At 53.6% G+C, this 13,394-nt stretch carries 13 protein-coding genes and 2 pseudogenes; 7 read left to right on the forward strand and 8 right to left on the reverse strand.

What is annotated here, in order from left to right; all coding sequences use genetic code 11:
- Positions 1-67: 67 nt before the first annotated feature.
- Complete coding sequence (locus tag COO59_RS06830; RefSeq protein ID WP_103059068.1) at positions 68-490, forward strand: secondary thiamine-phosphate synthase enzyme YjbQ; 423 nt, start codon at positions 68-70, stop codon at positions 488-490.
- The gene (locus COO59_RS06835; RefSeq protein WP_103059069.1) at positions 487-825 is read left to right on the forward strand and encodes an MmcQ/YjbR family DNA-binding protein; all 339 of its coding nucleotides are present in this window, start codon (positions 487-489) and stop codon (positions 823-825) included. Before COO59_RS06830 ends, COO59_RS06835 begins: the two co-directional genes overlap by 4 nt.
- Positions 826-860: 35 nt before the next feature.
- On the opposite strand, the gene COO59_RS06840 is transcribed toward COO59_RS06835, so the two are convergent.
- Entirely contained in the window at positions 861-1,925 is a 1,065-nt protein-coding gene (locus COO59_RS06840; RefSeq protein WP_103059070.1) for an NAD(P)-dependent alcohol dehydrogenase, read from the reverse strand.
- Between the two features lie 212 nt (positions 1,926-2,137).
- Here COO59_RS06840 and COO59_RS21195 point away from each other — a divergent pair.
- Positions 2,138-2,269 (forward strand): annotated as a pseudogene (locus tag COO59_RS21195) (hypothetical protein); the annotation flags it as partial.
- A gap of 215 nt (positions 2,270-2,484) precedes the next feature.
- Here the strand turns inward: COO59_RS21195 and COO59_RS06850 are convergent.
- From COO59_RS06850 to uvrA, 4 genes are all read right to left on the reverse strand, one after another.
- On the reverse strand, positions 2,485-2,811 hold the full coding sequence (locus COO59_RS06850) for a contact-dependent growth inhibition system immunity protein (RefSeq protein WP_276308257.1): 327 nt from the start codon (positions 2,809-2,811) through the stop codon (positions 2,485-2,487).
- Between the two features lie 4 nt (positions 2,812-2,815).
- Positions 2,816-2,968, reverse strand: coding sequence for an RNase A-like domain-containing protein (locus COO59_RS21455; RefSeq protein ID WP_276308258.1), 153 nt, complete (start codon positions 2,966-2,968; stop codon positions 2,816-2,818).
- A complete protein-coding gene (locus tag COO59_RS21460; RefSeq protein WP_276308259.1) occupies positions 2,965-3,633 on the reverse strand; it encodes an RNase A-like domain-containing protein in 669 nt (222 codons plus the stop codon). Before COO59_RS21460 ends, COO59_RS21455 begins: the two co-directional genes overlap by 4 nt.
- Before the next feature lie 219 nt (positions 3,634-3,852).
- The gene (uvrA, locus tag COO59_RS06860; RefSeq protein ID WP_103059072.1) at positions 3,853-6,684 is read right to left on the reverse strand and encodes an excinuclease ABC subunit UvrA; all 2,832 of its coding nucleotides are present in this window, start codon (positions 6,682-6,684) and stop codon (positions 3,853-3,855) included.
- Between the two features lie 224 nt (positions 6,685-6,908).
- Here uvrA and ssb1 point away from each other — a divergent pair, with 224 nt between their 5' ends.
- Positions 6,909-7,445, forward strand: a complete 537-nt coding sequence (gene ssb1 / locus COO59_RS06865; RefSeq protein ID WP_103059073.1) for a single-stranded DNA-binding protein SSB1 — start codon at positions 6,909-6,911, stop codon at positions 7,443-7,445.
- Positions 7,446-7,690: 245 nt separating this feature from the next.
- Here the strand turns inward: ssb1 and COO59_RS06870 are convergent, their stop codons facing one another.
- On the reverse strand, positions 7,691-8,137 hold the full coding sequence (locus tag COO59_RS06870) for a hypothetical protein (RefSeq protein WP_103059074.1): 447 nt from the start codon (positions 8,135-8,137) through the stop codon (positions 7,691-7,693).
- A 94-nt stretch (positions 8,138-8,231) separates the two neighbouring features.
- Between COO59_RS06870 and COO59_RS06875 the strand changes: the two genes are divergently transcribed.
- The 3 genes and pseudogenes from COO59_RS06875 (at position 8,232) to COO59_RS06885 (ending at position 10,349) form a co-directional block, all read left to right on the forward strand.
- Positions 8,232-8,480 (forward strand): hypothetical protein, encoded by a 249-nt coding sequence (locus tag COO59_RS06875; protein WP_103059075.1) that lies wholly within the window; start codon positions 8,232-8,234, stop codon positions 8,478-8,480.
- Between the two features lie 186 nt (positions 8,481-8,666).
- Positions 8,667-8,822, forward strand: a pseudogene (gene traT, locus COO59_RS06880) (complement resistance protein TraT); the annotation flags it as partial.
- Between the two features lie 138 nt (positions 8,823-8,960).
- On the forward strand, positions 8,961-10,349 hold the full coding sequence (locus COO59_RS06885; protein ID WP_103059077.1) for a sugar porter family MFS transporter: 1,389 nt from the start codon (positions 8,961-8,963) through the stop codon (positions 10,347-10,349).
- 99 nt (positions 10,350-10,448) lie between these two features.
- Here the strand turns inward: COO59_RS06885 and melB are convergent, their stop codons facing one another.
- A complete protein-coding gene (melB, locus tag COO59_RS06890) occupies positions 10,449-11,861 on the reverse strand; it encodes a melibiose:sodium transporter MelB (RefSeq protein WP_103059078.1) in 1,413 nt (470 codons plus the stop codon).
- An 81-nt stretch (positions 11,862-11,942) separates the two neighbouring features.
- Positions 11,943-13,247, reverse strand: coding sequence for an alpha-glucosidase/alpha-galactosidase (gene melA / locus COO59_RS06895; RefSeq protein ID WP_103059079.1), 1,305 nt, complete (start codon positions 13,245-13,247; stop codon positions 11,943-11,945).
- Between the last annotated feature and the right edge of the window lie 147 nt (positions 13,248-13,394).

The raw sequence follows: 13,394 nt of genomic DNA on the forward strand, positions 1-13,394 counted from the left end.
TACAGGTTTACCTTTACGCCACATGCTGCACACTTAACGGAGTCTTTTAGAAAAGGAGTGTGACGTAATGTGGCATCAACAAACCCTGTCGCTGGGCGCGAAAGCGCGCGGCTTTCACCTGGTTACCGATGAGATTGTTGAACAATTGCCGGTACTGCGTGAAATCAATACCGGGCTACTGCATCTGCTGCTACAGCATACTTCCGCTTCACTGACGTTAAATGAGAATTGCGATCCCACGGTGCGTAGCGATATGGAGCAGCACTTTATGCGCCAGGTGCCGGAAAACGCGCCTTACCAGCATGATTACGAGGGTGCGGATGATATGCCGGCGCATATTAAATCATCCCTGCTTGGCGTTTCGCTATTGCTGCCGGTTAACCGTGGGCGCCTGGTGTTAGGTACGTGGCAGGGCATCTGGCTGGGGGAGCATCGCATACACGGCGGTTCACGCCATATTATCGCCACGCTGCAAGGAGAGAAAAAATGAATACGTCAGACCTGCTGTCATACTGCATGAGTAAAGAAGGGGCGGAACAGCGTGTCCACAATGACTGGAAGGCGACGCAAATCCAGTCGGACGGCGTTTTATTTGCCATGGTACATGAGTCAGAAGGGCGGCCTGCCGTATCGCTGAAAACCACTCCGGCGCTGGCCGATCTGCTGCGGCAACAGCACGCCGATGTTTTTCCCAGTGCGCATTTGAATAAATCTCACTGGAGTACGCTTTATCTGGATGGCGATCTGAAAGATTCGCAGATTTACTATCTGGTAGATGCGTCGCTGCAGCAGGCGCTGGCGACCAAAGCGGCGGGTAACTACTAAACTGTCGCTGCGGGCAGGCCGCAGCGACAGGGCTTTTACGCGGCAGATCCCTGACGCAACGTATCAATATCGATAACAAAGCGGTATTTCACGTCGCTTTTCAGCATCCGCTCATAGGCTTCGTTAATCTGATTTATGGCGATCAGTTCAATATCGGAGGTGATATTGTGCTTGCCGCAGAAATCGAGCATCTCCTGAGTTTCGGCGATGCCGCCAATCAGCGAACCGGATACGCTGCGACGTTTGAAAATCAGATCGAACACGTGCGGCGCCGGATGATCGTTTTCCGGTGCGCCAACCAGCGTCATATTACCATCGCGCTTCAGCAGGTTGATAAACGGGTTGAGATCGTGCTGAGCCGCTACGGTATTCAGGATAAAGTCGAAGCTATTAACATGCTGCGCCATCTGCTGCGGATCTTTGGAGATCACTACTTCATCAGCGCCCAGACGTTTACCGTCTTCGATTTTCGAAGGGGAAGTGGTAAACAGCACCACATGCGCGCCCATGGCATGCGCCAGCTTCACGCCCATATGACCCAGGCCGCCTAAGCCGACGATACCGACTTTTTTGCCCGGACCAACGTTCCAGTGGCGCAGCGGAGAATAAGTGGTAATGCCGGCACACAGCAGCGGCGCCACGCCTGCCGGATCGAGGTTTTCCGGGACGCGCAGAACGAAATCTTCATGTACCACAATGCTGGTGGAGTAGCCGCCGTAGGTCACTTCCTGCGTTTCACGATCCTGGCCGTTATAGGTGGGAACCATACCGCTTTCACAATACTGCTCCAGACCTTCCTGACAGCTGGGGCAGGTGCGGCAGGAGTCAACCATACAGCCAACGCCAACCAGATCGCCCACGCGATATTTTTGCGTATGGCCGCCTGTTGCGGTCACGCGTCCGACAATTTCATGACCCGGCACGACGGGATAAAGGGTGTTATGCCATTCATCGCGAGCCTGATGCAGGTCTGAGTGGCAAACGCCGCAGAATAACACTTCAATTTGTACATCATGCGCGCGCAGTTCACGCGGCTTATAGTCAAAAGGCGCGAGCTTAGATTTCGCATCCTGGGCAGCATAAGCGTGCGTAATATTCATGGTGTCTCCTGTTATCGAAGCCGTTGGTGAGCGTGAGGAAAAGCTTTCCGCTCCGGTTAAACCGGGCGCTCACACCTGAGTGCAAGCAAGAGCCAATAAGGATAACAGCGTGAGGAAGGGCAGCCAGACCTGAAAGTGTTTAAATCTTGCCTGATTCTGCTTAATCACAGGAGAAAAGGAAAAAAAAGATGCCGGATCATGCGACGCCTGTACCTGCGGCGGCGTTTGAATGTGCGCATGCTAATCTGCTGGCAAAAAACGATCTGATTTCTGTTGCTGTGCGCTGGCCGGATAATAGCAATTTTAATAATATACCACATTCAAAACGGACTGGTTCCGCGTGATTACGGATATAACGCGCCACAATGCACCAACCTATGAAATCGCCCGCGAACCGGATGTATAAAAACAGCGGTTATTGGCTGGAAACAGGGCGCAGAACCGGGAAACAACAAAGGCGAGGCGCTCATTGATTTCTGGCGGAGCGTTACCCATCTTTCACGGGAGCGGGTACCTGTTAACCTCGTATCGAGGCGGTTTATATACGGGCGAAGATGATTTAAACGGGCAGCGTGCGCAGCACCCGCTGCAGGAAGCTGCGCCACGTTTCGCCCCAGGGTTCCGGGTTGAACTGATTTTCTGCCAGCAGAACCATACGGACTTCAAGCTCTGTGTCATCTTCCGTTTTGAGCATCTCTGTGATTTCGTTTTTCAGGCAGCACACCCCATCATCCCCATTATAGAAACAATAACTTTCTATAACTTCTTCGATAGTTTCTCCAAACTCATCGCGATCTTGTCCGAAGAAAATCTGTACCAGCATAATTATCGATTCATAATGTCGTCTTATTAACTTTTTTCTGAAATTATCTAGTAATGTTTTCATTTTATTATTCTAAAAACGGATAGGCAGTTAATATATAATATGGTTTCCCTTGGTATTCTTTACTCACTAACATTATCTGTACGCGACTGACAGGCCACTTAATTTGGCTTCCCTGTCGGAACCCATAGCCTACTTGTGTGCCAGCATCCCATATCAACCGTAACGCTTTTTACTGAGGCTGGTATTCGCCCAGTGAATAATTTTAAGTCGGTTGGCTCGCAGCCCGGCGCTGATAAACCTTTCAGCCTGTTCCACGCTATAGAACGATGTTGCAGCCGGTAGGCCCGGACTTTGTGCCAGGCGCGCCAGCAGTTCTTCATCGGTTTTCGCAATATGCTTTCCGATGGTATGTCCGCCGATTTTCCTTATCCCTTCATGCTCCGCCAGTTTCAGCGTGCCCGCCCGGACATATTTTACCCGCGATAAGCCCCATGCTACGCCAGCTGCTGAGGGAACGGCAACTTCAACGGTCAGCCCGATTTTCCACGCGGTATCTTCACTGGTGCCGAATTGCCTGGCGAGCGCGGCGGCGGTCTGAAACGTTGCGGTACGGGTGTCCCGGCCGGTCAGTATTCTGTCGGCTGCAGCATGAATACTGTCCAGACTGTGCGCGCCGGTGGCGACACAGGCCGCCTTGGTCAGCATGGTGGGTTCGGGTACCAGGCATAAGGCGGTAGCGCCCATCAGCTCTACCGTCCCCAGGACTAATTCAAGTCCGCCCAGCAGGCGATTGCTGAGCATTTCCGCTTCAGTAACGTTGTGGCGGGATAAAACGGCGGCGAGTTCGACAGGGCTTAAAGCAATGTTTAATCCATCCTCCATAACAACAATCTTCCAGTATTAAGTGGCCTTAATATGCTACCTGAAATCGGAACGAGTTGTATAAAAAAAGCGAAATCAATAAAAGGCAGGGAATAATTAAAACAGACTCAGCAATCATTCAGTTAAAACGGGGCGGCTAATTGCAGGCATAAAAAAGCCCCGCCGGCGGAGAACTGGCAGAGCTATGAGGCAGGCCGGTGGATAACCCTGGCCGAAGCACTACTTTTGCGTTAACAGCGGCTTCAGGAAGCGAGCAGTATGTGATTCTGCGCATTTGGCGACGGTTTCTGGCGTACCGGCCACCAGAATCTGGCCGCCGCCGCTGCCGCCTTCCGGGCCGAGATCGACAATCCAGTCAGCGGTTTTCACCACGTCGAGGTTATGTTCAATCACCACAATGGTATTGCCCTGATCGCGTAACTGATGCAGCACCGTCAGCAGCAGCTGAATATCGGCAAAGTGCAGGCCGGTGGTCGGCTCATCAAGAATATAGAGTGTCTGACCGGTGCCACGCTTCGACAGCTCACGCGCCAGCTTCACGCGCTGCGCCTCGCCGCCCGACAGCGTGGTCGCGGACTGACCCAGTCGAATATAAGAGAGACCCACGTCCATCAGCGTTTGCAGCTTACGCGCCAGCGCGGGCACGGCATCAAAGAACTCACGCGCCTCTTCGATGGTCATATCCAACACTTCGTGAATGCTTTTGCCTTTATATTTAATCTCCAGCGTTTCACGGTTATAGCGCTTGCCTTTACACTGATCGCACGGCACGTAAATATCCGGCAGGAAGTGCATCTCTACGCGCAGTACGCCGTCGCCCTGACAGGCTTCACAGCGCCCGCCGCGCACGTTGAAGCTGAAGCGGCCCGGATTATATCCGCGTGAACGCGATTCCGGCACGCCAGCAAACAGCTCACGAATCGGCGTAAAAATGCCGGTGTAGGTGGCTGGGTTTGAGCGCGGCGTACGGCCAATCGGGCTTTGATCGATGTCGATAACCTTATCGAAATTCTCCATCCCGGTTATTTCGCGATAAGGCGCCGGTTCGGCAATGGTCGCCCCGTTCAGCTGACGCTGAGCGATGGGGAACAGCGTATCGTTAATTAGCGTCGATTTACCTGAGCCGGAAACGCCGGTGATGCAGGTAAACAGCCCAACCGGCAGCGTTAGCGTGACATCTTTTAGGTTATTACCCCGTGCGCCGCTCAGTTTCAGCACCTTGCCTGGATCGGCAGGCACGCGCTGCTCCGGCACGGCGATTTTCCGCTTGCCGCTCAGATACTGGCCGGTCAGCGACTCTTCAACCTGCATAATCTCTTCAGCGGTGCCTTCCGCCACCACCTGGCCGCCGTGAACGCCTGCGCCTGGCCCAATATCGATAATATGATCGGCGGCGCGAATGGCATCCTCATCGTGCTCAACCACGATAACCGTATTGCCCAGGTTGCGCAGATGAATCAGCGTTTCCAGCAGGCGCTCATTATCGCGCTGATGCAGGCCGATAGAGGGTTCATCCAGCACATACATTACGCCGACCAGCCCAGCGCCGATCTGGCTGGCCAGACGAATACGCTGCGCCTCGCCGCCGGAGAGCGTTTCCGCCGAGCGCGACATAGAAAGATAGTTCAGGCCGACGTTCACCAGGAAGCTCAGGCGGTCGCCGATCTCTTTCAGCACTTTTTCGGCGATTTTTGCGCGCTGGCCGCTCAGCTTCAGGTTGCGGAAAAAATCCATCGCATGGCCGATGCTCATATCTGAAATCGTCGGCAGCGTGGTGTCTTCTACATAAACGTGGCGCGCTTCACGGCGCAAACGCGTGCCTTCACAGGTGGCGCAGGCGCGGTTGCTGATAAATTTTGCCAGGTCTTCACGTACCGCGCTGGACTCCGTCTCTTTATAGCGACGTTCCATATTGTGCAGCACGCCTTCAAACGGATGACGGCGTACCGACGTATCGCCGCGATCGTTAATATATTTAAATTCGATGCTTTCTTTGCCGGATCCATACAGGATCACCTGCTGCGCTTTCTCGCTCAGGCTGTTAAACGGCGCTTCAACATCGAACTTTAGATGTTCCGCCAATGAACGGAGCATCTGGAAATAATAGAAATTACGGCGATCCCAGCCGCGGATCGCGCCGCCGGCCAGCGACAGCTCCGCATTTTGCACCACGCGATCGGGATCGAAATATTGCTGTACGCCGAGGCCGTCGCAGGTCGGGCAGGCGCCTGCCGGGTTGTTAAACGAGAACAGACGCGGTTCCAGCTCGCTCATGCTGTAGCCGCAAATCGGGCAGGCGAAGTTGGCGGAGAACAGCAGCTCATCCGCATCGGCGTCATCCATATCGGCCACGATCGCCGTACCGCCGGAAAGCTCCAGCGCGGTTTCAAACGATTCCGCCAGCCGCGTCGCCAGATCTTCACGTACTTTAAAGCGATCGATAACCACTTCAATCGTGTGTTTCTTTTGCAGTTCCAGCTTAGGCGGATCGGACAGATCGCAGACTTCGCCGTCAATACGGGCGCGGATATAACCCTGCGTCGCCAGGTTCTCCAGCGTTTTGGTGTGTTCGCCTTTACGATCTTTCACTACCGGCGCCAGCAGCATCAGGCGCGTGCCTTCCGGCTGGGCCAGCACGTTATCGACCATCTGGCTAACGGTTTGCGCCGCCAGCGTTACGCCGTGATCGGGACAGCGCGGCTCGCCGACGCGTGCAAACAGCAGGCGCAGGTAGTCGTGAATTTCGGTGATAGTGCCCACGGTCGATCGCGGGTTATGGGACGTTGATTTCTGCTCGATCGAAATAGCAGGCGACAGGCCTTCGATATGATCGACATCCGGTTTTTCCATCAGCGAAAGAAACTGACGCGCATAGGCAGAAAGTGATTCCACATAGCGGCGTTGTCCCTCGGCGTAGAGCGTATCGAACGCCAGCGAGGATTTACCGGAACCTGACAGGCCGGTGACAACGATCAGTTTGTCGCGAGGGATGATCAGGTTGATGTTTTTCAGGTTGTGGGTGCGAGCACCCCGGACTTCAATCTTATCCATTCACATTTCCCGGATTAGCGCAGACTCACCATGCCCGTAACGATACGGCAGGACTAAACAGGTCATTATGGCATAAAAAATAACTGAATGTATATCCAGTAGTCTGTTGCAACCCTGCAAAAAGATCTTCATGATTGGAAGCTTGCTCGGAAGTATGATCGGGCAGGCTAGCGTGCTAGAATTTACCGTTTAGACTAAATGAATACTCATCGGGAGACGCGAACATGGCCAGCAGAGGCGTTAACAAAGTGATTCTTGTCGGGAATCTGGGTCAGGATCCGGAAGTGCGTTATATGCCTAATGGTGGAGCCGTAGCGAATATTACGCTGGCTACCTCCGAAAGCTGGCGTGACAAGCAGACCGGAGAGACCAAAGAGAAAACGGAATGGCACCGTGTCGTGCTGTTCGGCAAACTGGCGGAAGTGGCGGGTGAATACCTGCGTAAAGGTTCTCAGGTTTATATCGAAGGTTCTCTGCAAACACGTAAATGGCAGGATCAGGGCGGCCAGGAACGTTACACTACGGAAGTGGTGGTTAACGTTGGCGGCACCATGCAGATGCTGGGTGGCCGTCAGGGCGGCGGCGCAGGCGCGCCGGCAGGCGGCAACAGCAACAACAATAACGGCTGGGGCCAGCCGCAGCAGCCGCAGGGCGGCAGCCAGTTCAGCGGCGGCGGCCAGGCACCTTCCCGTCCGCAGCAGCAGAGCGCACCGGCTAATAACGAACCGCCGATGGATTTTGACGACGACATTCCGTTCTAAATTTGTCCTGACCGTTTGCTGTTAACGGTGACGTTAAACCCCGCTAAGGCGGGGTTTTTTATGGCTGATAATGGGTGGAACGCAAGTTAATGCCTGCGTTAGCTTTTAATCCACGTTGGCCGTTATCAGGCGATTAAAACATGCCCTTAATCGATTAGAATTATCTACTCCGGCTATTTTTAACAGCTTTTTAAAAAAAACCGGGCTTTGCCGGGCTAAAAAATTATTGAAGCTCGCCGTTTCGGTTATTTGCTCACCGTTAAACCAGCAGCAAATATTAAATTATTCAAGCTGGCAATTTTTTGATTCACCGCTGCGCTACCATTCAGCCGTCTGATATTAACGTCCATTAGAACACCGGACGGCTGGGCTACCGTTGCATAAATAGCCGCGCGAATTTTTAACCTTGCTACAAGCTGAGCCAGCGTTTTGTCGCTGCCGGGCTTGGGTTTACCGCTTAGCTCACTGCAGCATACACAATAACTATAATCAGAGTTCCCCTCGTTTTTATATTTTTCCGACAGCTTATTAAGATTTAAATAAAAGGGCGGATGGATAATGGCGAAATCGTCGATTCGCGTCGTTGCACCGTAGTTTACCGTTACACGCTGTGAAGAACTATTTACCTTCGTAATAATGGCGTTAGGATGATAGCTACACAGGCGCTGACGAGGTTGCATCCCAAAAAGCATAATCCCACCATTTGTCAGCATTAATATTGGCGCTGGCTAATAACTTTTTTATCTTCCCGGAGTACCGCGCTATTTTCATATTATCAGGATTTTTTTGCCCACTATTAAAGCAAAGCGGGCAGCAGAAACCATTATTCGCTTCAAACCGATTGATAATTTTTGGTCGCCTCTAATTAACCGGCAGATTTTTACTTCGTTAAGCGAGGCGTTGATTGCTCCTTTAATCTTCGGCTGGATTTTGAGTAATAACTTGCCAGCGGATAACGCCGTCAGGATAAAATTTAGAAACTTCGGGCACCGTCAGTTTGAGCTTTTTCTTAACTCTGGCTATCTTTACCTGTAATCCTCACACCGCCTGCGCCTCGCGGATAAGATTAGGCTCTACCGGTATCTGAGGGCATATTTTGCATTGCAGTATCGGTGAATTTGACCATTCTGCCAGTGAAAAATTGGCCAGGCGTTTTATTTCAGTATGCGACAAATTAGCAGTATGGCGCTGTTCAAAAATGTTAACGATATATTCTATCACGCAGGCGTTAAGCAGCAGACTAGCCCGGCTAACGGTGGCCGGATGAAATTTCAGGCCCGCGTGGTTTCCTACGTCAATAAGGTCAACCTCAAATTTGCAGTGGCGCAACCGGTACTGGCAGCGCAGCTGGCGAAATTCGTTGCGGCGATTCTGTAAGGCAGCAGGGCGGCTCTTCTTTACCGGCCTTTGTCTGGCAAAAAGCAGGCATAAATGTGACCGGTAACGCATCCGTTCGCTTTTTGTTTACATAAGATTAACAATCTTGAACTGAATTGACATAAGCGGGGGAGCGATATGAACACATCAGGTAAAACAAACAGTACGCACCAGCACTATATCTGGTTCGTTGGTTTTATGGCGGCGCTATGCGGCCTGCTGTTTGGGCTGGATATTGGCGTAATTGCCGGCGCCTTGCCTTTTTTATCAAAGGAGCTGCAGATCGCCAGCCATCAGCAGGAATGGGTGGTCAGCTCAATGATGTTTGGCGCGGCGATTGGGGCAATGGGTGCGGGCTGGATGTCTTCCCGTCTTGGCCGTAAAAAATCGATGCTGGCCGGCGCGCTGCTTTTTGTGATCGGTTCGCTGTGGTCGGCGCTGTCACAAAGCGTTGAATCGCTGATTTTTGCCCGCGTATTGCTGGGGCTGGCGGTCGGCGTGGCGTCCTATACCGCGCCGCTTTATCTGGCGGAAATCGCGCCGCAGCGCATTCGCGGCTCGATGATCTCGCTCTATCAGCTGATGCTCACCACCGGCATCCTGGTCGCCTATCTTTCGGATACCGCGTTGAGCTATAGCGGCTCCTGGCGCTGGATGCTGGGCATTATTGCCATTCCGGCGCTGATTTTACTGATCGGCGTACTGTTTTTACCGAACAGTCCGCGCTGGCTGGCTGCGCATGGCCGCTTTAACGAAGCGCGAGCCGTGCTGGATAAACTACGCAGCACCAGCGAGCAGGCTAAAAAAGAGCTGGATGAAATTCGCGATAGCCTGAAGGTGAAACAGAGCGGCTGGCATCTGTTTAAGGAAAACGCCCAGTTTCGACGTGCCGTCGGGCTGGGGATCCTGCTGCAGGTGATGCAGCAGTTTACCGGTATTAACGTCATTATGTATTACGCCCCGAAAATTTTTGGCATTGCTGGTTTTTCCAGCAGCAGCGACCAAATGTGGGGAACGGTGATTGTCGGCCTGGTCAATATGCTTTCCACGCTGCTGGCTTTTGTGCTGGTGGATCGCTGGGGACGTAAACCAATGCTGAAAACCAGCTTTTTAGTGATGGCGGTGGGAATGGGCGTGCTGGGCACGCTGCTGCATCTGGGTATTAATAACGATATGCAGAAATACTTTGCCGTGCTGATGCTGCTGATATTTATCGTTGGCTTTGCAATGGCCGCCGGGCCGGTAGTCTGGCTGCTTTGCTCGGAAATCCAACCGCTGAAAGGACGCGACTTTGGTATTACCGTCTCCACGACCACTAACTGGGTGGCGAATATGATCGTCGGTGCCACCTTCCTGACCATGCTGGAGTCGTTAGGCAACGCGAATACGTTCTGGATTTACGGCGCGCTTAATCTGGCCTTTATTCTTATTACCATCATGGTGGTGCCGGAAACCAAAGGCGTCACGCTGGAACATATTGAACATAACCTGATGCACGGCAAGCCGCTGCGTGAGCTGGGTTCCTGAGATAGCGAGGATGATAGCTCTATCGTAAACGGACCCTGAGGGGAGAGATAAAAAATGCCGGGCCGCCGCAAACAGGGCAGGCCCGGCGGGAGAGGGGCGTTACTCTGCGGCCCCCAGCGGCAGGCGCCCAGGGGCGGCGGACGGTTCCTCGCTTTTACCGGCGCCATATTTCTGCTGCAGATGTACCTGTACCTGGTTCAGCAGCGCGCCGTCCAGATGGTAGTAGCGGCGATAGACCCACAGCGTAATCACGAAAAACAGCAGCGGAGCGCCGACCATAATCACCTGCATACCGGCAACGGTGCCGCTGCTCTGCATCACGCCGGGCACGTAGCCCACCACGCTAAGCATCACGCCGATTACCAGTCCGGCGAAGGCGGAGCCCGCTTTCACCACCATGGTTTGCACCGCATAGGCGATACTTTCAATGCGCACGCCCAGCGCATAGTCGCCGTAGTCAACGGTATCGGCCACCATAATCACCAGCATTACCCAGAAGAAGGCGCCGCCTGCGTTGACCAGCATGCCGGAAAGGGCGATCAGACTGGCGCTTTGCGGGGCGAACAGCGCCACGCCCAGCAGTAGAAAACAGCTCACTACCGGAAGCAGCGAGGCGGCTATCCATAGTTTACGCCGGGAAAAGCGTCGCGCCAGCTTCGGAAACAGCACGATGGTCAGCAGGTTGGCCACGCCTGCGAACATCATATACCACGGAAAGAGTTCGGCGCGGCCTACCACATACTTAAAGTAGTAGATGGCGAAAGAGGTAATGATGTTATACGCCAGGTTCCAGGAGAGCGCCATAATCAGTAACGCGAACAAGGGTTTATTGCGATAGATCAGCGTCAGCACATCGTACAGGCGGTGCGCGACCTGCTGCGCGCTGTGCGATGAGGAGTAGCGCTCTTTAACGTTGCGTAACGTCACCAGCGTAGAGAGGATGAAAAAGAACACCAGGATAAAAGTAAAACGCATAAAACCCTGGCCTTCATTGCCGGCGCCGAGCCAGTGCACCAGCGGCAGACCGATCACGCCGGTCAGATAGCCCGCGCTGCTGGCAAAAAAGCGCGGCCAGGGCGTCAGCGCCTCGCGCTCGCGCTTGTCGATAGTAATACAGGGCACCAGCGACCAGAAGGGCACGTCCATAATCGTGTAGGTAAAGCCCCACAGCAGGTAGGTCACCCAGATATAGATAATCAGTCCAGTACCGGAGAAATGGTGGGCGCAAAATACGCTGACCAGCACCGCCGCATTCAGCAGCGTGCCGATCAGAATCCACGGCTTGAACTTGCCCCAGCGCGAGCGGGTGCGTTCCACTATCCAGCCCATTAGCGGATCTGCCAGCGCATCAAGAATGCGCGCCACCAGAAACAGCGTAGCTACCATGCTTACCGATATGCCCACCACATCGGTGTAGTAGTACATTAGATACATATAGATAATGCCGATGGCGAAATCCTTGCCAAAGGCGCCAAAGCCATAGCTGATTTTTGTTTTCAGGGAAACGCTCATTCTGCTTTCCTCATTTTAAAGCGGCAGAGGCCACAGCCATGAACCGACTTCTGCCACAGGGTAAGGTCGAGGCGGATGAAACTAGCGGTAAGTCGGCAGCCAGTCGCCGTGGGCGGCGATCAGATCATCGCACAGCCGGATGGTGTCATCGATCGACAATTCGGCCGAGGTGTGCGGATCGAGCAGCGCTGCGTGATAGATATGCTCTTTTTTGCCGCTGACCGCCGCCTCGATAGTCAGCAATTGGGTATTGATATTGGTGCGGTTAAGCGCGGCCAGCTGCGGCGGCAGATCGCCCACGTAGCAAGGCGTAATTCCCTGGCCATCCACCAGACAGGGCACCTCTACGCACGCCTCGGCGGGCAGGTTGGTGATCAGGCCGGTATTTAGCACGTTGCCACCGATTTTATAGGGGCGATCGGTTTCGATCGCTTCAATAATCCACGAGGCGTATTCGTGGGTACGGGTGTGCGTCAGGGATTGGTTTTGCGTCAGGCGCTCGCCAACCTCACGCCACTGTTCAATCTGCTCGACGCAGCGGCGCGGATATTCATCCAGCGGAATATTGAAGCGCTCGATCAGCTCCGGATAGCGGCCTTTGATCCAGTAGGGCATATATTCGGCGTTGTGCTCGGAAGATTCCGTCACGTAATAACCGAAGACGCGCATGATTTCGTGGCGCACCATATCGTCATGCTTGTGCGTCAGGGCCGCAGAGCGACGGCGGATCTCCGGATAAATATCTTCGCCGTGGCGGGTAATATTCAACAGCCAGGCCATATGGTTGATGCCGGCGATATGGTATTTCACGCCGTCGGTGGGAATATCCACCGATTTCAGCAGCGTCTTGGCGCAAACCTGCACGCTGTGACACAGCCCCACCGTTTTTACGCCGGTATGGCGCAGCATCGCCCCGGTCAGCGACGCCATCGGGTTGGTGTAGTTCAGCAGCCAGGCGTCCGGGCAGCACATCTCCATATCGCGCGCCAGGTCGAACATCACCGGCAGCGTGCGCAGCGCGCGGAAAATACCACCGATGCCCAGCGTGTCGGCAATGGTCTGCCGCAGACCATATTTTTTGGGAATATCAAAATCGGTTAAGGTGCAGGGCTGATAGCCGCCGACCTGAATGGCGTTAATAACGTAGCTGGCGCCCGTCAGCGCCGCGCGTCGCTGCCCGACGCCGACATATTTCTCTATTTTGGCCCGCCCCTGATTAATATTGCGATTGATATTATTCAGCATATTCCAGGATTCGGACAGGCGACGCTCATCAATATCGTAAAGCGCAATATCCACGGCAGATATTGCCTCCGTTGCCAGAATATCGCCCAGCACGTTTTTAGCAAAAACGGTACTCCCTGCTCCAATAAACGTAATTTTCATAACCCACCCTGCGCTGTTTTTAATGAAGTGACCAGGCAGACTGTAGGCGAGGATACGGGTGCGTCATATGTTGATTTGTGACTTCCATATGGCAAAAAACGAAGCTGTAATTGAAATGTGATCCTCTTCTCACTGCGTGAACAGAGA

Source organism: Mixta theicola, assembly GCF_002895925.1.
GTDB lineage: Bacteria > Pseudomonadota > Gammaproteobacteria > Enterobacterales > Enterobacteriaceae > Mixta > Mixta theicola.

Excerpts from the sequence above, each read along its gene's own strand:
- COO59_RS06830 (WP_103059068.1), top strand. The coding sequence starts at position 68 with ATGTGGCATCAACAAACCCTGTCGCTGGGCGCGAAAGCGCGCGGCTTT.
- COO59_RS06835 (WP_103059069.1), top strand. The coding sequence starts at position 487 with ATGAATACGTCAGACCTGCTGTCATACTGCATGAGTAAAGAAGGGGCG.
- COO59_RS06840 (WP_103059070.1), bottom strand. The coding sequence starts at position 1,925 with ATGAATATTACGCACGCTTATGCTGCCCAGGATGCGAAATCTAAGCTC.
- COO59_RS06850 (WP_276308257.1), bottom strand. The coding sequence starts at position 2,811 with ATGAAAACATTACTAGATAATTTCAGAAAAAAGTTAATAAGACGACAT.
- COO59_RS21460 (WP_276308259.1), bottom strand. The coding sequence starts at position 3,633 with ATGGAGGATGGATTAAACATTGCTTTAAGCCCTGTCGAACTCGCCGCC.
- uvrA (WP_103059072.1), bottom strand. The coding sequence starts at position 6,684 with ATGGATAAGATTGAAGTCCGGGGTGCTCGCACCCACAACCTGAAAAAC.
- ssb1 (WP_103059073.1), top strand. The coding sequence starts at position 6,909 with ATGGCCAGCAGAGGCGTTAACAAAGTGATTCTTGTCGGGAATCTGGGT.
- COO59_RS06870 (WP_103059074.1), bottom strand. The coding sequence starts at position 8,137 with ATGCTTTTTGGGATGCAACCTCGTCAGCGCCTGTGTAGCTATCATCCT.
- COO59_RS06885 (WP_103059077.1), top strand. The coding sequence starts at position 8,961 with ATGAACACATCAGGTAAAACAAACAGTACGCACCAGCACTATATCTGG.
- melB (WP_103059078.1), bottom strand. The coding sequence starts at position 11,861 with ATGAGCGTTTCCCTGAAAACAAAAATCAGCTATGGCTTTGGCGCCTTT.
- melA (WP_103059079.1), bottom strand. The coding sequence starts at position 13,247 with ATGAAAATTACGTTTATTGGAGCAGGGAGTACCGTTTTTGCTAAAAAC.